The organism is Asanoa ferruginea (assembly GCF_003387075.1).
Taxonomy (GTDB): domain Bacteria; phylum Actinomycetota; class Actinomycetes; order Mycobacteriales; family Micromonosporaceae; genus Asanoa; species Asanoa ferruginea.
Map to the genome: position 1 here is coordinate 1,338,116 of NZ_QUMQ01000001.1, position 15,707 is coordinate 1,353,822.

Annotated in this window: 26 protein-coding genes and 1 pseudogene; all 27 read right to left on the reverse strand. The window is 67.3% G+C overall.

Translation table 11 applies throughout. The features are described from left to right. Positions 1-138: 138 nt before the first annotated feature. The 27 genes and pseudogenes from rplO to DFJ67_RS06660 all read right to left on the reverse strand — a co-directional run bounded on the left by rplO (position 139) and on the right by DFJ67_RS06660 (position 15,675). Positions 139-582 (reverse strand): 50S ribosomal protein L15, encoded by a 444-nt coding sequence (gene rplO, locus DFJ67_RS06530; RefSeq protein ID WP_116067059.1) that lies wholly within the window; start codon positions 580-582, stop codon positions 139-141. After that, positions 582-764 (reverse strand): 50S ribosomal protein L30, encoded by a 183-nt coding sequence (gene rpmD, locus DFJ67_RS06535; protein ID WP_116067060.1) that lies wholly within the window; start codon positions 762-764, stop codon positions 582-584. Before rpmD ends, rplO begins: the two co-directional genes overlap by 1 nt. Further along, positions 764-1,378: a 30S ribosomal protein S5 gene (rpsE, locus tag DFJ67_RS06540; protein WP_090787945.1), complete on the reverse strand. Its 615-nt coding sequence runs from the start codon at positions 1,376-1,378 to the stop codon at positions 764-766. Before rpsE ends, rpmD begins: the two co-directional genes overlap by 1 nt. 31 nt (positions 1,379-1,409) lie before the next feature. Continuing rightward, positions 1,410-1,799 carry a 50S ribosomal protein L18 gene (rplR, locus tag DFJ67_RS06545; RefSeq protein WP_116067061.1) on the reverse strand — a complete coding sequence of 130 codons (390 nt, stop codon included), beginning with the start codon at positions 1,797-1,799 and terminating at the stop codon, positions 1,410-1,412. Continuing rightward, positions 1,796-2,335, reverse strand: coding sequence for a 50S ribosomal protein L6 (gene rplF / locus DFJ67_RS06550; protein ID WP_116067062.1), 540 nt, complete (start codon positions 2,333-2,335; stop codon positions 1,796-1,798). The genes rplR and rplF overlap by 4 nt, the downstream gene beginning before the upstream one ends. A 17-nt stretch (positions 2,336-2,352) precedes the next feature. After that, positions 2,353-2,760: a 30S ribosomal protein S8 gene (rpsH, locus tag DFJ67_RS06555; RefSeq protein WP_116067063.1), complete on the reverse strand. Its 408-nt coding sequence runs from the start codon at positions 2,758-2,760 to the stop codon at positions 2,353-2,355. A 73-nt stretch (positions 2,761-2,833) separates the two neighbouring features. Continuing rightward, the gene (locus tag DFJ67_RS06560; RefSeq protein ID WP_090787931.1) at positions 2,834-3,019 is read right to left on the reverse strand and encodes a type Z 30S ribosomal protein S14; all 186 of its coding nucleotides are present in this window, start codon (positions 3,017-3,019) and stop codon (positions 2,834-2,836) included. Positions 3,020-3,023: 4 nt separating this feature from the next. Further along, on the reverse strand, positions 3,024-3,587 hold the full coding sequence (gene rplE, locus DFJ67_RS06565; RefSeq protein WP_116067064.1) for a 50S ribosomal protein L5: 564 nt from the start codon (positions 3,585-3,587) through the stop codon (positions 3,024-3,026). Continuing rightward, positions 3,587-3,901: a 50S ribosomal protein L24 gene (gene rplX / locus DFJ67_RS06570; protein WP_116067065.1), complete on the reverse strand. Its 315-nt coding sequence runs from the start codon at positions 3,899-3,901 to the stop codon at positions 3,587-3,589. Before rplX ends, rplE begins: the two co-directional genes overlap by 1 nt. A gap of 2 nt (positions 3,902-3,903) precedes the next feature. Then, positions 3,904-4,272, reverse strand: coding sequence for a 50S ribosomal protein L14 (rplN, locus tag DFJ67_RS06575; protein WP_116067066.1), 369 nt, complete (start codon positions 4,270-4,272; stop codon positions 3,904-3,906). 63 nt (positions 4,273-4,335) lie between these two features. Further along, positions 4,336-4,614 carry a 30S ribosomal protein S17 gene (gene rpsQ, locus DFJ67_RS06580; RefSeq protein ID WP_116067067.1) on the reverse strand — a complete coding sequence of 93 codons (279 nt, stop codon included), beginning with the start codon at positions 4,612-4,614 and terminating at the stop codon, positions 4,336-4,338. After that, the gene (gene rpmC, locus DFJ67_RS06585; RefSeq protein ID WP_089244875.1) at positions 4,614-4,847 is read right to left on the reverse strand and encodes a 50S ribosomal protein L29; all 234 of its coding nucleotides are present in this window, start codon (positions 4,845-4,847) and stop codon (positions 4,614-4,616) included. The genes rpsQ and rpmC overlap by 1 nt, the downstream gene beginning before the upstream one ends. Continuing rightward, entirely contained in the window at positions 4,847-5,272 is a 426-nt protein-coding gene (rplP, locus tag DFJ67_RS06590) for a 50S ribosomal protein L16 (RefSeq protein WP_116067068.1), read from the reverse strand. The genes rpmC and rplP overlap by 1 nt, the downstream gene beginning before the upstream one ends. Positions 5,273-5,277: 5 nt before the next feature. Next, positions 5,278-6,162: a 30S ribosomal protein S3 gene (rpsC, locus tag DFJ67_RS06595; RefSeq protein WP_116067069.1), complete on the reverse strand. Its 885-nt coding sequence runs from the start codon at positions 6,160-6,162 to the stop codon at positions 5,278-5,280. A gap of 122 nt (positions 6,163-6,284) precedes the next feature. Then, a pseudogene (gene rplV / locus DFJ67_RS06600) lies at positions 6,285-6,740 on the reverse strand (50S ribosomal protein L22); the annotation flags it as partial. A 35-nt stretch (positions 6,741-6,775) separates the two neighbouring features. Continuing rightward, positions 6,776-7,057: a 30S ribosomal protein S19 gene (gene rpsS, locus DFJ67_RS06605; protein ID WP_046567212.1), complete on the reverse strand. Its 282-nt coding sequence runs from the start codon at positions 7,055-7,057 to the stop codon at positions 6,776-6,778. 6 nt (positions 7,058-7,063) lie between these two features. Continuing rightward, positions 7,064-7,903, reverse strand: a complete 840-nt coding sequence (rplB, locus tag DFJ67_RS06610) for a 50S ribosomal protein L2 (protein WP_116067071.1) — start codon at positions 7,901-7,903, stop codon at positions 7,064-7,066. 15 nt (positions 7,904-7,918) lie between these two features. Continuing rightward, positions 7,919-8,221: a 50S ribosomal protein L23 gene (gene rplW, locus DFJ67_RS06615; protein ID WP_116067072.1), complete on the reverse strand. Its 303-nt coding sequence runs from the start codon at positions 8,219-8,221 to the stop codon at positions 7,919-7,921. After that, positions 8,221-8,868, reverse strand: coding sequence for a 50S ribosomal protein L4 (gene rplD / locus DFJ67_RS06620; protein ID WP_116067073.1), 648 nt, complete (start codon positions 8,866-8,868; stop codon positions 8,221-8,223). Before rplD ends, rplW begins: the two co-directional genes overlap by 1 nt. Next, positions 8,868-9,527 (reverse strand): 50S ribosomal protein L3, encoded by a 660-nt coding sequence (gene rplC / locus DFJ67_RS06625; protein WP_116067074.1) that lies wholly within the window; start codon positions 9,525-9,527, stop codon positions 8,868-8,870. The genes rplD and rplC overlap by 1 nt, the downstream gene beginning before the upstream one ends. Positions 9,528-9,540: 13 nt before the next feature. Next, positions 9,541-9,849 (reverse strand): 30S ribosomal protein S10, encoded by a 309-nt coding sequence (rpsJ, locus tag DFJ67_RS06630; protein ID WP_007073037.1) that lies wholly within the window; start codon positions 9,847-9,849, stop codon positions 9,541-9,543. 303 nt (positions 9,850-10,152) lie between these two features. Continuing rightward, positions 10,153-11,346 carry an elongation factor Tu gene (gene tuf, locus DFJ67_RS06635; protein ID WP_116067075.1) on the reverse strand — a complete coding sequence of 398 codons (1,194 nt, stop codon included), beginning with the start codon at positions 11,344-11,346 and terminating at the stop codon, positions 10,153-10,155. A 113-nt stretch (positions 11,347-11,459) separates the two neighbouring features. After that, positions 11,460-13,556: an elongation factor G gene (fusA, locus tag DFJ67_RS06640; RefSeq protein WP_116067076.1), complete on the reverse strand. Its 2,097-nt coding sequence runs from the start codon at positions 13,554-13,556 to the stop codon at positions 11,460-11,462. 36 nt (positions 13,557-13,592) lie between these two features. Continuing rightward, the gene (rpsG, locus tag DFJ67_RS06645) at positions 13,593-14,066 is read right to left on the reverse strand and encodes a 30S ribosomal protein S7 (protein ID WP_116067077.1); all 474 of its coding nucleotides are present in this window, start codon (positions 14,064-14,066) and stop codon (positions 13,593-13,595) included. Between the two features lies 1 nt (position 14,067). After that, a complete protein-coding gene (gene rpsL, locus DFJ67_RS06650) occupies positions 14,068-14,442 on the reverse strand; it encodes a 30S ribosomal protein S12 (protein ID WP_007465318.1) in 375 nt (124 codons plus the stop codon). 386 nt (positions 14,443-14,828) lie between these two features. After that, complete coding sequence (locus DFJ67_RS06655; RefSeq protein ID WP_244940428.1) at positions 14,829-15,182, reverse strand: hypothetical protein; 354 nt, start codon at positions 15,180-15,182, stop codon at positions 14,829-14,831. A gap of 154 nt (positions 15,183-15,336) precedes the next feature. Next, entirely contained in the window at positions 15,337-15,675 is a 339-nt protein-coding gene (locus DFJ67_RS06660) for a YtxH domain-containing protein (protein WP_116075761.1), read from the reverse strand. Positions 15,676-15,707: the final 32 nt, after the last annotated feature.

The following is a 15,707-nucleotide window of genomic DNA, read 5'->3' on the forward strand; positions in this document are numbered from 1 at the left end:
CTTATCTGGCTCGGAAGAGAACCGGCACGCCGGACCCATCCATCCGGAACGATATCCGTGCGCATCGCTCCAGATCAACGCTGGAAGGGCGCGGCTCCTGACGGTCGCCTGACCGTTGGAGCCGCGCCCTCGCCAACGTTACAGCTCTGTGGTGGCGCCACCAGCGGCTGCGATCTTCTCCTTGGCGGACGCGCTGAACGCGTGCGCCGAGATGCGGAGAGATACGCCACCGAGATCGCCCGTGCCGAGCACCTTGACCGGCTGGTTCTTGCGAACCGCGCCCGACTCGACGAGCTCGACCGGGCCGATCTCGCCGCCGTTCGGGAACAGCTCGGCCAGCTTGTCCAGGTTGACGACCTGGAAGACGACCTTGTTCTGGTTGCGGAAGCCCTTCATCTTCGGCAGCCGCATGTGGATGGGCATCTGCCCGCCCTCGAACGACGCCGGGACGTTCTTGCGGGCCTTGGAGCCCTTCGTGCCGCGACCGGCGGTCTTGCCCTTGGAGCCTTCACCGCGACCCACACGGGTCTTGTCGGTCTTGGCACCCGGGGCGGGACGCAGGTGGTGAACCTTGATCGTCATTATTCGACCTCCTCGACCTTCACGAGGTGGTTGACGGTGAAGATCATGCCCCGAATCTCGGGGCGGTCCTCCTTGACCACCACGTCGTTGATCCGCTTCAGGCCGAGCGACCGCAGGGACTCCCGCTGGTTGTGCTTCGACCCGATGTGGGACCGGACCTGAGTGACCTTGAGCCGTGCCATCAGACACTCACCCCAGCCCGGCTCGCCAGCATCGCGGCCGGCGCCACGTCTTCGACGGGCAGGCCACGACGGGCGGCAACAGCCTCCGGCGACTCGAGCGCCTTGAGGGCCGCCACGGTCGCGTGGACGATGTTGATCGGGTTCGACGAGCCGAGGCTCTTCGAGAGCACGTCGTGGATGCCCGCGCACTCGAGCACGGCGCGGACCGGCCCGCCGGCGATGACGCCCGTACCGGCCGAGGCCGGCTTGAGCAGCACCACACCAGCGGCGTCTTCGCCCTGCACCGGGTGCGGGATCGACTGTGCGATCCGGGGCACCTTGAAGAAGTGCTTCTTGGCCTCTTCGACACCCTTGGCGATCGCCGCGGGCACCTCCTTGGCCTTGCCGTACCCGACTCCGACCGTGCCGTCGCCGTCGCCGACGATCACCAGAGCGGTGAAGCTGAACCGCCGACCGCCCTTGACGACCTTGGCAACCCGGTTGATCGCGACGACCCGCTCGAGGTGCGGGGTCTTCTCGACGGGCGCGTTTCCGCGGCCGCCCTCGCGGCGGTTATCGCGGCGACCACCTTCGTTGCCACCGGACCCGCCGCCACGGCGCTGTTGACCTGGCATCAGCAGCCTTCCTTTCTCAGATGTGACGGGGTCAGAACTCGAGCCCGGCTTCGCGCGCGGCCTTGGCCAACGCGGCGATGCGACCCGCATATTTGCTGCCACCGCGGTCGAAGACGACCTTCGACACGCCGGCGGCCTTGGCCCGCTCGGCGAGGAGCGCGCCGACCTTGCCGGCCATCGCGCTCTTGTCGCCGTCGGTGCCTCGGATCGAGGCGTCCATGGTCGACGCCGATGCCAGGGTGTGACCCTTGGCGTCGTCGACGATCTGGGCGTTGATGTGCCGCAGCGACCGGGTGACGACCAGGCGCGGACGCTCGGCCGAACCCACCAGGTTCTTGCGGACCCGGAAGTGCCGACGCGCCCGGCCGATGGCCCGCTTCGCGGCAACGCCGCGACGGCGCTTGAGTAGCGTGGCGGTCACTTCTTACCTGCCTTTCCAGCCTTGCGGCGGACGACCTCACCCTGGTAGCGGACGCCCTTGCCCTTGTAGGGCTCCGGCGGACGGATCTTCCGGATGTTGGCGGCCACCTCACCGACCTGCTGCTTGTCGATGCCGGCGATGTGGAACAGCGTCGGGCGCTCAACCGTGAAGGTGATGCCGTCCGGCGCCGGAACCACGACCGGGTGCGAGAAGCCGAGCGCGAACTCGAGATCCTTGCCCTTCGCGGTCACCCGGTAGCCGGTGCCGGCGATCTCGAGCGTCTTGCGGTAACCGTCGGTCACCCCGACGACCATGTTCGCCACCAGCGTACGCGAGAGGCCGTGCAGCTCCTTGGCCTTGCGCTCGTCGTTGGGGCGCTTGACCACGAGCTCGTTCTCTTCGCGCTCGATCGTGATCGGCTCGGCCAGCACGTGGCTCAGCTGACCCTTCGGGCCCTTCACCTGAACGGTCTGGCCGTTGATCGTGATATCGACGCCCGTCGGGACCGGGATCGTCTTACGTCCAATTCGCGACATTTCTTTAAACTCCCCGGTTACCAGACGAAGGCGAGGACTTCCCCGCCCACGCTCCGCTTGCGGGCCTGCCGGTCGGTCAGCAGTCCCTGGGACGTCGAAATGATCGCCACGCCCAAACCGCCGAGCACCCGCGGGAGCCCATCCGACTTGGCGTAAACCCGCAGACCGGGCTTGGACACGCGCTTGATCCCAGCCAGGCTCCGCTCGCGGTTCTGGCCGTATTTGAGCTCGACCACCAGTCGCTTGCCGACGACGCCCTCGGCGGGCTCCTCGACCGCCCAGGTGGCGATGTAGCCCTCGCTCTTGAGGACCTCGGCGATGTTCGCCTTGATCTTCGAGTAGGGCATCGTCACCCGGTCGTGGTAGGCCTGGTTGGCGTTGCGCAGACGGGTGAGCATGTCTGCGATCGGGTCGGTCATCGTCATGAGTTCTCGTCAACCTTTCTCGCCGTGGTTCCCCGCGCGGGGCCTACGGCGAAGCGGTATTTCGGGTGGTGGCTTACCACGAGGCCTTCGACACACCGGGGAGCTCACCACGGTGAGCCATCTCCCGGATGCAGACCCGGCAGAGACCGAACTTGCGGTAGACCGCCTTGGGACGCCCGCAACGCTGGCAACGGGTGTAGGCACGAACCGCGAACTTCGGCTTCGCGGCAGCCTTGATGATCAGCGCCTTCTTAGCCATGTGCTCAGTTCTCCTTGAACGGGAAGCCCAGGAGCTTGAGCAGCGCCCGGCCCTCGGCGTCAGTCGTCGCGGTCGTGACCACCGTGATGTCCATGCCCCGTACGCGGTCGATCCGGTCCTGGTCGATCTCGTGGAACACCGACTGCTCGGTCAGCCCGAACGTGTAGTTGCCGTTGCCGTCGAGCTTGCGGGCATCGAGGCCGCGGAAGTCACGGATACGCGGGAGGGCGATCGACAGCAGCCGGTCGAGGAACTCCCACATCCGGTCGCCGCGCAGCGTCACCTTGGCGCCGATCGGCATGCCCTCGCGCAGCTTGAACTGCGCGATGGACTTGGTCGCCCGGCGGACCAACGGCTTCTGGCCGGTGATCGTGGCCAGGTCGCGGACCGCGCCGTCGATCAGCTTCGCGTCGCGGGCCGCCTCGCCGACGCCCATGTTGACGACGATCTTGACGAGGCCCGGCGTCTGCATCGGGTTGCTGTAGGTGAACTGCTCGCGCAGCTGCCCAACAACCTCTTCGCGGTAGCGCTGCTTCAGGCGCGGCAGCGTGGGGGCTGTCGTGGTCATCAGAGTTCCTTACCGGTGCTGCGTGCGATGCGCACCTTGATGCCGTCGTCGCCGACGCGGTAGCCGACGCGGGTCGGCTTGCCGTCGGAGTCCACGACCATCACGTTCGAGACGTGAATGGGTGCCTCCTGCGTGACGATGCCGCCGGTCTTGGCGCCGCGCTGGGTCGTGCGAATGCGTTCGTGCTTCTTGACCCGGTTGACGCCCTCGACAATGACCTTGTCCTGGCGCGGCAGGGCCGAGATGACCTTGCCCTTGGCGCCCTTGTCCTTGCCGGCGATGACGACGACCGTGTCGCCCTTCTTCACCTTCATGGCTAGAGCACCTCCGGTGCCAACGAAATGATCTTCATGAAACGCTTGTCCCGGAGCTCCCGGCCAACCGGACCGAAGATACGGGTGCCACGCGGGTCACCGCCATCTTTGATGATCACGGCCGCGTTCTCGTCGAAGCGGATGTAGGAACCGTCCGGACGCCGCTTCTCCTTCGCGGTGCGAACGATGACCGCCTTGACGACGTCACCCTTCTTCACACCGGCGCCGGGGATGGCGTCCTTGACGGTGGCGACGATCACGTCGCCAATGCCCGCGTAGCGCCGACCCGAGCCGCCGAGGACCCGGATGCACAGGATCTCCCGCGCACCCGTGTTGTCGGCGACACGCAGTCGCGACTCTTGCTGAATCACGTCTATCTCCTCTGTCTGCCAGTCCTCCGGCGCTGCCGGAGCTTGGAAGAACCGGTCGGCTTATTACTTCGCGCGCTCGAGGATCTCCACGACGCGCCAGCGCTTGGTGGCGGACAGCGGACGGGTCTCCATGATCAGGACCCGGTCGCCGGTGCCACAGGCGTTCTGCTCGTCGTGGACCTTGAGCTTCCTCGTACGCCGCAGAACCTTGCCGTAGAGCGGGTGCTTGACCCGGTCCTCGACCTCGACCACGACGGTCTTGTCCATCTTGTCGCTCACCACGAGACCCTCACGGGTCTTGCGGGTGGCCCGCTCGGGAGCGGCGGTGGTGTTCTCAGTCATCACGCAGTCACCTCAGTTGGCGCGGCCGAGAGCCCCAGCTCACGCTCACGCATGATCGTGTAGATCCGGGCGATCTCCTTGCGGATGACCTGCAGCCGACGGTTGTTGTCGAGCTGGCCCGTCGCGGACTGCACGCGGAGGTTGAACAGCTCCGCCTTGGCCTCGCGCAGCAGCGAGATCAGCTCCTCTTCGGGGAGCTCTCGCAGCTCGGAGGCCTTGGTGCCCGCTGCCATCAGGATTCACCCACTTCGCGTGTCACGATGCGGCACTTCATCGGAAGCTTGTGGATCGCGCGACGCATCGCCTCTCGCGCAATCTGCTCGTTGGGGAACGACATCTCGAACAGGACGCGACCCGGCTTGATGTTGGCCACCCACCACTCGGGCGAACCCTTGCCGGAACCCATGCGGGTTTCGGCCGGCTTCTTGGTCAGGGCCTGGTCCGGGAAGACCGTGATCCAGACCTTGCCACCACGCTTGATGTGGCGGGTCATCGCGATACGGGCGGCCTCGATCTGCCGGTTGGTCAGGTAGGCCGACTCGATCGCCTGGATACCGAACTCGCCGAAGACCACCCGGTTGCCGCCCTTGGACGAACCATGACGGTCCGGGTGGTGCGGCTTGCGGAAGCCCTTCGGGGGCTTACGTGGCATGAGCATCGGGATCAGCCCTCCTGCGCTGAGCTGTCTTGGCCGGCGTCCGGCGCCGGCGTTGCTGCCGGAGCAGCACTCTCGGTCGGGGCCGCCGCGGCGGGCGCGGCCGGCGGACCACCGGCGAGCTCGGCCTGGGCCGCGCGGCCCGCCTCGGTGCCGCCCGCGGTCGTGCCGGACGAACCGGAACGGCCACGACGCGGACGCTCGGGACGGTCGCCCCGCTCGCGACGGGGACGCGGCGCGCCGGCGTCGGCCGGAGCCTCGCGACCCGGAACGGCGTCGCCCTTGTAGATCCAGACCTTCACGCCGATGCGGCCGAACGTCGTGCGGGCCTCGAAGAAGCCGTATTCGATGTTGGCCCGCAGCGTGTGCAGCGGAACGCGACCCTCGCGGTAGAACTCGGTGCGGCTCATCTCGGCGCCGCCGAGGCGGCCGGAGACCTGCACCCGGATGCCCTTGACGATCGGGTTCTTCATCGCCGACTGCATGGCCTTGCGCATCGCCCGGCGGAAGCTGACCCGGCTCGACAGCTGCTCGGCCACGCCCTGCGCGACGAGCTGAGCGTCGGACTCGGGGTTCTTCACCTCGAGGATGTTGAGCTGCACCTGCTTGCCGGTGAGCTTCTCGAGCTCGCCGCGGATCCGGTCAGCCTCCGCACCCTTACGGCCGATGACGATGCCCGGCCGGGCGGTGTGGATGTCGACCCGGACCCGGTCGCGGGTGCGCTCGATGTCGACCTTGGAAATGCCGGCGCGCTCAAGACCCTTGGACATCATCCGGCGGATCTTGACGTCTTCGCCGATGTAGTCCTTGTAGAGCTTGTCCGCGAACCAGCGCGACTTCCAATCGGTCGAGATGCCGAGCCGGAACCCGTGCGGGTGAACCTTCTGACCCATTACTCGGTCCCCTCCTCGGCGGTCTCGTCCGCCTTGGTCTCCGTCGCCTTGCTTTCGGTCGCCTTCTTGGCGGCCTTCTTCGCCGGCGCCTTCTTGGCTGGCGTCGGCTCGGCGGCGGTCGCCTCGGTCGGCGTTTCCGTCTCCTGCACCGCGGTCGCGGGTGCGGCCTTGGCGGCCTTCGCCGGCGCGGCCTTACGCGTCGAACGCTGAGCCGGAGCCACTGCCTCGACGGCCACTGTGATGTGGCACGTCCGCTTGCGGATCCGGTAGGCCCGACCCTGTGCGCGCGGCCGGAACCGCTTCATGGTCGGACCCTCGTCGACGAACGCCTCGCTGACGAGCAACGCGTCGGGGTCCAGCCGCTCGTTGTTCTCCGCGTTGGCGATCGCGCTGGCGAGCACCTTGTAGACCTGCTCGCTCGCCGACTGCGGCGCGAACTGGAGCACCGTGAGCGCCTCCTTCGCGGGCAGACCGCGGACGAGGTTGACCACCCGGCGCGCCTTGTTCGGCGAGATGCGCACGTGGCGCGCAACCGCCCGTGCGCCCGGAAGCGCCGGAGCGTCGCCCTTGACTGGCATCGCTGTAACCCCTCTGATCCTCTATCTGCACCGCGTCAGCGGCGGCGGCTCTTCCGGTCGTCCTTCTCGTGACCCTTGAACGTGCGGGTCAACGCGAACTCGCCGAGCTTGTGCCCGACCATGGCCTCGGTGACGAACACCGGGACGTGCTTGCGACCGTCGTGCACGGCGATCGTGTGCCCGAGCATCTCGGGGATGATCGTCGAACGGCGCGACCACGTCTTGATGACGTTCTTCGAGCCCTTGTCGTTCTGCGTCTCCACCTTCTTGATCAGGTGGTCGTCGACGAACGGGCCCTTCTTCAGGCTGCGTGGCATCTCGGGTTATCCCCGCTTCCGGTTGGCGTAACGACGGCGGACGATCAGCCGGTCGCTCGGCTGGCCCTTGCGGCGGGTTCGGCCCTCAGGCTTACCCTGCGGGTTGACCGGGTGGCGACCGCCGGACGTCTTGCCCTCACCACCACCGTGCGGGTGGTCGATCGGGTTCATGGCGACACCACGGACGGAGGGGCGCTTGCCCTTCCAGCGCATCCGGCCGGCCTTGCCCCAGTTGATGTTCGACTGGTCGGCGTTGCCGATCTCGCCCACGGTCGCGCGGCACCGCACGTCGACCCGCCGGATCTCGCCCGAGGGCATCCGGAGCGTCGCGTACTGGCCTTCGCGGCCGAGCAACTGGATGCCGACACCGGCCGAGCGGGCCAGCTTGGCACCGCCGCCCGGGCGCAGTTCCACGCCGTGCACCTGGGTGCCGACGGGGATGTTGCGCAGCGGCAGGTTGTTGCCGGGCTTGATGTCGGCGCCCGGACCGGACTCGACGGCGTCGCCCTGCTTCAGGTCCTTCGGCGCGATGATGTATCGCTTCTCGCCGTCGGCGTAGTGCAGCAGCGCGATGCGCGCGGTGCGGTTCGGGTCGTATTCGATGTGCGCGACCTTGGCCGGCACGCCGTCCTTGTCGACCCGCTTGAAGTCGATGATGCGGTATTGCCGCTTGTGGCCGCCGCCCTGGTGCCGGGTGGTGATCCGGCCGTGGGCGTTGCGCCCACCCTTCTTCGGCAGCGGAGCCAGCAGCGACTTCTCCGGCGTCGACCGGGTGATCTCAGCGAAGTCAGCAACGCTGGAACCACGCCGGCCCGGCGTCGTCGGCTTGTACTTACGGATAGCCATTGTTGTCTACACCCCTCAGCTGACCGGGCCGCCGAAGGCCTCGATGCGGTCGCCCTCAGCCAGCTTCACCATCGCGCGCTTGGTGTCCTTGCGCTTGCCCCAGCCGGTGCGGGTGCGCTTGCGCTTGCCCTCACGGTTGAGCGTGTTGACGGTCAGGACGCGGACGTTGAAGATCTGCTGAATCGCGATCTTGATCTGCGTCTTGTTCGCATCCGGGGCCACGAGGAACGTGTACCAGTTGCGGTTCAGCTCGCTGTAGCTCTTCTCCGAGACGATCGGCGCGACGATGATGTCGCGCGGATCCGCGATGGTCGGCATCAGTTCTCCTCTTGCGCGGCTTCGGCCGGCACACCGAGGAACTCGTCCAGGGCGTCCTTGGTGAAGACCACGTCGTCGGCGACCAGCACGTCGTACGTGTTGAGCTGGCCGGCCTCGATCAGGTGCACCCGCGGCTCGTTGCGCAGCGAGAGCCAGTTGATCTCGTCGGTCGCGGTCAGCACCACGAGCACCCGCTTGGCCTGCGTCACCTTGGTGAGCGTGCCGAGCGCTGCCTTCGTGGAGGGCGCCTCGCCGGAGACGAACGCCTCGACCACGTGGACGTGACCGCTGCGGGCCCGGTCGGAGAGGGCACCGCGGAGCGCGGCGGCCTTCATCTTCTTGGGCGTCCGCTGGCTGTAGTCACGCGGAACCGGACCGTGGACAACGCCACCGCCGGTGAACTGCGGCGCCCGCAGTGAGCCCTGCCGGGCGCGGCCGGTGCCCTTCTGCTTGTAGGGCTTCTTGCCGCCGCCCCGGACCTCGCCGCGGGACTTGGCCTTGTGCGTGCCCTGGCGCGCGGCGGCCAGCTGGGCCACCACGACCTGGTGCATCAGCGGAATGTTGGCCTGCGCGTCGAAGATGTCAGCGGGCAGCTCCACAGAGCCGCTCTTGCCACCGTCGACGGTGATCACGTCGACCGCAGTCATCACGCACCACCCTTCGTGGCCAGCACCTTCGCCGCCGAGCGGACCAGGATCAGCGCGCCCTTGGGGCCGGGAATGGCGCCCTTGACGAGCAGCAGGTTGTTCTCGGTGTCGACCGCCTGGATCGTCAGGTTCTGCACCGTGTAGCGGCGACCGCCCATGCGACCGGCCATCCGGACACCCTTGAACACGCGACCCGGGGTCGCGCAGGCGCCGATGGAGCCGGGCGAGCGGTGCTTGCGCTCGACGCCGTGGCTGGCCTTGAGGCCGTGGAAGCCGTGCCGCTTCATGACGCCGGCGAAGCCCTTGCCCTTGGTGCGGCCGGTCACGTCGATCGACGCGCCGGGCGCGAACGCCTCGACGGTGACCTCCTGGCCGAGCTCGTAGTCGCCGGCGTCGTTGGTACGCAGCTCGACGATGTGGCGCCGAGGTGCGACGCCCGCCTTCGCGTAGTGGCCGGACTTCGGCTTGTTGACCTTGCGCGGGTCGATCGCGCCGTAGGCCAGCTGGACGGCCGCGTAGCCGTCGTTGTCACCGGTGCGGACCTGGGTCACGACGCAGGGGCCGGCCTGGACCACGGTGACCGGAACAACACGGTTGTTGTCCCAGACCTGGGTCATGCCGAGCTTGGCGCCCAGGATGCCCTTCACTTGCCTGTCCATGAGTTCGCAGTCCCTACAGCTTGATCTCGATGTCGACACCGGCCGGCAGGTCGAGGCGCATCAGCGAGTCGACCGTCTTCGGCGTCGGGTCGATGATGTCGATCAGCCGCTTGTGCGTGCGCATCTCGAAGTGCTCGCGCGAGTCCTTGTATTTGTGCGGCGAGCGGATGACGCAGAAACGGTTGATCTCCGTGGGCAGCGGCACCGGGCCCGCGACCTGCGCCCCGGTGCGGGTCACCGTCTCGACGATCTTGCGCGCCGACGAGTCGACGACCTCGTGGTCGTAGGCCTTGAGCCGGATGCGGATCTTCTGTCCCGCCATGGTGGCTTCTGTTCCTTCTCTCGATGCCGCTCTTGTCGTGGGTTTGACCCCACTCCTCCGACCCCCGCGGTCGGGCGTGTCGTGCCCTGTGACCAGGCTCCGCCGCAAAGCGGCGGTGTCTTTCGGGGTCGGACGCCTCTGAAGGAGGCGCCACGCGCGAGGTGGCTGCTGAGCCATTTGTCGCCCCTCTCGGCGCCAAATGGCGCAGAGAGCGGACCGCCTAGGGGCCAGCAGCCACCGTCGCGTACGCAACCTGACTAGTATGCCGGATCCAGCCCGGCAGACCTAATCGGGGTTACCTGTTTACTTGATGATCTTCGTGACGCGACCAGCGCCGACCGTGCGACCACCCTCGCGAATCGCGAACTTGAGGTTTTCCTCCATCGCGATGGGCTGGATGAGCTTGACCGACATCGTGGTGTTGTCGCCCGGCATGACCATCTCGGTGCCCTCGGGCAGCGTGACGACGCCGGTAACGTCCGTGGTGCGGAAGTAGAACTGCGGACGGTAGTTCTGGAAGAACGGGGTGTGCCGGCCACCCTCCTCCTTGGAGAGGATGTAGACGGTCGCCTCGAACTCGGTGTGCGGGGTGTTCGTGCCCGGCTTCACCACGACCATGCCGCGCTCGACCTCGTCGCGCTTGGTGCCGCGCAGCAGAAGGCCGACGTTCTCACCGGCGCGAGCGTCCTCAAGGGTCTTGCGGAACATCTCGATCGCGGTGACCTTGGTCTTGAAGCCCTTCTCCTTGATGCCAAGGAGCTCGACGTCCTCGTTCGGCAGGAGCACACCGCGCTCCACCCGACCGGTGACGACGGTGCCACGACCGGTGATCGTGAAGACGTCCTCGACGGGCATGAGGAACGGCTTCTCGATCTCGCGCTCGGGCTGCGGGATCGAGGTGTCGACCGCGTTCATCAGCTCCATGAGCTTGTCGGTCCACTCGGGGTCACCCTCGAGGGCCTTGAGCGCCGAGACACGCACGACCGGCAGGTCGTCGCCCGGGTATTCCTGCGCCGACAGCAGCTCGCGGACCTCGAGCTCGACGAGCTCGAGCAGCTCCTCGTCATCGACCATGTCGCTCTTGTTGAGCGCCACGACGATGTAGGGAACGCCGACCTGGCGAGCCAGCAGCACGTGCTCGCGGGTCTGCGGCATCGGGCCGTCGGTCGCCGCGACCACCAGGATCGCGCCGTCCATCTGCGCGGCACCGGTGATCATGTTCTTGATGTAGTCGGCGTGACCGGGGCAGTCGACGTGTGCGTAGTGCCGCGCCTCGGTCTGGTACTCGACGTGCGCGATCGAGATCGTGATGCCGCGGGCCTTCTCCTCCGGCGCCTTGTCGATCTCGTCGAACGGCGTGTAGGGGTTCAGGTCCGGCATCTTGTCGTGCAGGACCTTGGTGATGGCCGCGGTCAGCGTCGTCTTCCCGTGGTCGATGTGACCAATGGTGCCGATGTTGACGTGCGGCTTAGTCCGCTCGAACTTCGCCTTCGCCACTGGTGTCCTCCTCAAGGACTTCTTGTTCCGTACGTCCTCGGCACCCTATGGCACCGACGACACTGTCCACTTGGTGGGTGCTGGGACGATGAAGCCCCAGCACCCTCACACAGCTATTCGCCAGTTGCCTTGGCGATGATCTCCTTCGCGACGTTCTGCGGAACCTCGGCGTAGGAGTCGAACTGCATGCTGTAGCTAGCCCGGCCCTGGGTCTTCGACCGCAGGTCACCGACGTAGCCGAACATCTCCGACAGCGGCACCAGGGCCCGGACGACGCGAGCGCCGCTGCGCTCCTCCATCGCCTGGATGATGCCCCGCCGGGAGTTGAGGTCGCCGATCACGTCGCCCATGTTTTCCTCGGGCGTGGTGACCTCGACCGCCATCATCGGCTCGAGCAGTGCCGGGTCGGCCTTGCGGGCCGCCTCCTTCAGCACCATCGAACCGGCGATCTTGAACGCCATTTCCGACGAGTCGACCTCGTGGTATTGACCGTCGAGCAGGGTCAGCTTGAGGCCCACCAACGGGTAGCCGGCGAGGATGCCGTATTGCATGGCGTCCTGCGCGCCCGCGTCCACGGACGGGATGAACTCCCGCGGGATGCGGCCGCCGCTGACGGCGTTGGCGAACTCGTAGGTCGGTGCGTCGTTGTCGAGCGGCAACGGCTCGAGGCTGACGATGACCCGCGCGTATTGGCCGGAGCCACCCGTCTGCTTCTTGTGGGTGTATTCGACCTTCTCCACTTTGCGGCGGATGGTCTCGCGGTAGGCCACCTGCGGCTTGCCGACGTTGGCCTCGACGTTGAACTCACGCCGCATCCGGTCGACCAGGATGTCGAGGTGAAGCTCGCCCATCCCGGAGATGACCGTCTGACCGGTCTCCTCGTCGTTGCGGACCCGGAAGGTCGGGTCTTCCTCGGCGAGGCGCTGGATCGCGGTGCCCAGCTTCTCCTGGTCGGACTTGGTCTTCGGCTCGATCGCCACCGAGATGACCGGCTCCGGGAACGTCATCGACTCCAGAATGACCGGGTTGGCCGGGTCGCAGAGGGTGTCACCGGTGGTGGTCTGCTTGAGACCCTGCACGGCGATGATGTCACCCGCCTGCGCGGTTGGCCGCTCCTCACGCTTGTTGGCGTGCATCTGGTAGATCTTGCCGATGCGCTCCTTGCGGTCCTTGGTCGAGTTTATGACCGGAGAACCCGAGTCGAGCGTGCCGGAGTAGACCCGGACGTAGGTGAGCTTGCCCAGGTGCTTGTCCGTCTGGATCTTGAACGCGAGGCCCGCGAAGGGCTCCGAGTTCGACGGCTTGCGCAGCAGCGGGGTCTCACCGTCGGTGGCCACGCCCTCGATCGCCGGAACGTCCAGCGGCGAGGGAAGGAAGTCGACGACCGCGTCGAGCATGGGCTGGACGCCCTTGTTCTTGAAGGCCGAACCGGTCAGGACCGGGTTGCCCTTGCCCGCGATCGTGGCACGGCGGATGCCGGCCTTCAGGTCGTCGACGGTGAGCTCGACACCCTCGAGGTATTTCTCGGTGATCTCGTCGTCGACGTCGGCGAGAGTCTCGATGAGCTTCTCGCGCCACTCGGCGGCCTGGTCGGCGAGCTCGGCCGGGATCTCCTCGATCGCGTAGTCGTCGCCCTTCTGGGTCTCGCCACGCCAGGTGAGGGCGCGCATCCCGAGCAGGTCGACGACGCCGATGAAGTCAGCCTCGTTGCCGATCGGGATCTGGAGGACCAGCGGGGTCGCGTTGAGCCGGTCGATCATCATCTGCACGCAGCGGAAGAAGTCGGCACCGGTGCGGTCGAGCTTGTTGACGAAGCACATCCGCGGGACGTTGTATTTGTCGGCCTGGCGCCAGACGTTCTCGGTCTGGGGCTCCACACCGGCGACGCCGTCGTAAACCGCAACCGCGCCGTCGAGGACCCGCAGCGACCGCTCGACCTCGACCGTGAAGTCGACGTGGCCGGGCGTGTCGATGATCTGGATCGTGTGGCCCTTCCACTCGCACTTCGTGGCAGCGGAAGTGATCGTGATGCCCCGCTCCTGCTCCTGCTCCATCCAGTCCATGACGGCAGCGCCCTCGTGGACTTCACCGATCTTGTAGGTGATGCCGGTGTAGAACAGGATCCGCTCGGTGGTCGTGGTCTTACCAGCGTCGATGTGCGCCATGATGCCAATGTTGCGAGTCTTGGCGAGCGCGTCTGCGGCGGCCACTTCAATCCCTCTTCGTCGTCGTCGTTCGGCGGTGTGTTACCACCGGTAGTGAGCGAAGGCCTTGTTGGACTCCGCCATCTTGTGCGTGTCCTCGCGCCGCTTCACGGCGGCACCGAGACCGTTGCTGGCGTCGAGCAACTCGTTCATCAGCCGCTCGATCATGGTCTTCTCCCGGCGGGCCTTCGAGTACTGCACCAGCCAGCGCAGACCAAGGGTGGTCTGGCGCGGGGTGCGCACCTCGATCGGCACCTGGTAGGTGGCGCCACCGACGCGGCGGCTCTTCACCTCGATGGCCGGCTTCACGTTGTCCATCGCGCGCTTGAGGATGACGACGGGATCGGTGCCGCCGCTCTTCTCACGGGCGCCTTCGAGAGCGCCGTACACGATGCGCTCGGCGAGCTGACGCTTGCCGCGCATCAGGATCTTGTTGACCAGCTGGGTGACCAGCGGCGAGTTGTAAACCGGGTCCGCGACCAGCGGACGGCGCGGAGCGGGGCCCTTACGCGGCATGTCAGCTCTTCTCCTTCTTGGCGCCGTAACGGCTGCGGGCCTGCTTGCGGTTGCGGACACCCTGGGTGTCGAGCGAGCCACGCACGATCTTGTAACGAACGCCGGGAAGGTCCTTCACGCGGCCGCCACGCACGAGCACGATCGAGTGCTCCTGGAGGTTGTGGCCGACGCCAGGGATGTAGGCGGTCACTTCGATCTGGCTGCTCAGCTTGACGCGAGCGACCTTGCGAAGAGCCGAGTTGGGCTTCTTCGGGGTGGTGGTGTAGACGCGAGTGCAGACGCCCCGCCGCTGCGGGCTGCCCTTGAGCGCGGGTGTCTTGGTTTTGGTCGTCTTTGCCTGCCGGCCCTTGCGGACCAGCTGCTGAATCGTGGGCACCGGGTTTTCCGCTCCCTTCGGCCGCTTCCTAGCAGCCGCGCCGTCGCCATAACCGCCCGAATGAACGGTTCTCTTACAACTCCCACCGGGCCACGTGCTCCCGGTACCCGCGGTCGGGCGTGTCGGCCTCTCCACGGTCCCCGTGCGCGCTGACGCGAGCCCGGGTTTTCTGCCATTGTCGTGCTCGCGCACTCGGCGGCTTGTCGCTGCCTGGCCAGAACGGTGCGCGCACGCACGGATTGCCCGGGCGAGCCCGGGCACGAAAGGAAAGAGTACCGATCGTCAGCGCACAGGTCAAAACCCCCTGTGCCACCCGCGATCAGGCCCTACCGCAGTCAATTGTAGCGACTGCTCCGGGAGACTGCCGAGCCAGGCGTCGTGCCCGGTTACGCGGCAAGTTGCAGGGCGAGCGCGGCCACGAACGCGACCACCGCGATGACCAACCCGGCGATGCCGCAGATGAACCCGGCCGACGCCAGTCCCTGCCCCTGGAACCGCATCGAGGCGGCCGGACCTACCCGCCGGATCTGCCGCCGGGCCAACACGCCGAGCGCCACCCCCGCGGTTCCCGCCGCCACCGCCAGCACCGTGAACGCTCCCGCGGCCCAGGCGCCCCACCCGGCGTCGGCACCGACCAGCCCGAAGCAGAGCACCACGAAGGCCACGACGATCGCGGCGATGCCCGCGACCAGGGCTCCGATGGCCAGCCCCGAGGTCGCCGGCGCCACCTCGAGATGCACGACACCGAAGACGGTGCCCGGAACAGAATCGACGCGGCGGGTGCGTTGCTGCGCGTCAGTCGGCGGCGGCGGCACCGAAAGAGGTCGCGGTTGATTCACCGGGTAAGACGGTCCGCCCTGCTGCGCCACCCAACGAGCATGCCATGCCGGCCGGTCAGTCGACGCCGGGCGCGTAGTCCTGGACGCCACCGGTCCAGTGCAGGACCCCGATCACGATCGCGACGACCACGGTGACCAGGCACAGCATGATGCCGGTCCAGGCCAGCCGCTCGCCGCGGCGGATCCAGTCGCTCCCGGTCAGATAGCCGCCGGAGGCGAAGGCCTCCCGGCGCGCCTGCCGAGCCAGCAACAGGGCGATGGTGGCGGGCACGATCCCACCGACGAGCAACCCGGCGATGGCACCGGCCAGCCCGAGCCCGAAGACCGCGCCGGCCTTGGTGGACCGGATCGGATCCGGATCGAGCGGATGCCGCGTCACCTGCGTCGGTTGCACGAACCCGACCCTATCCGCCCGGGACGGCCACC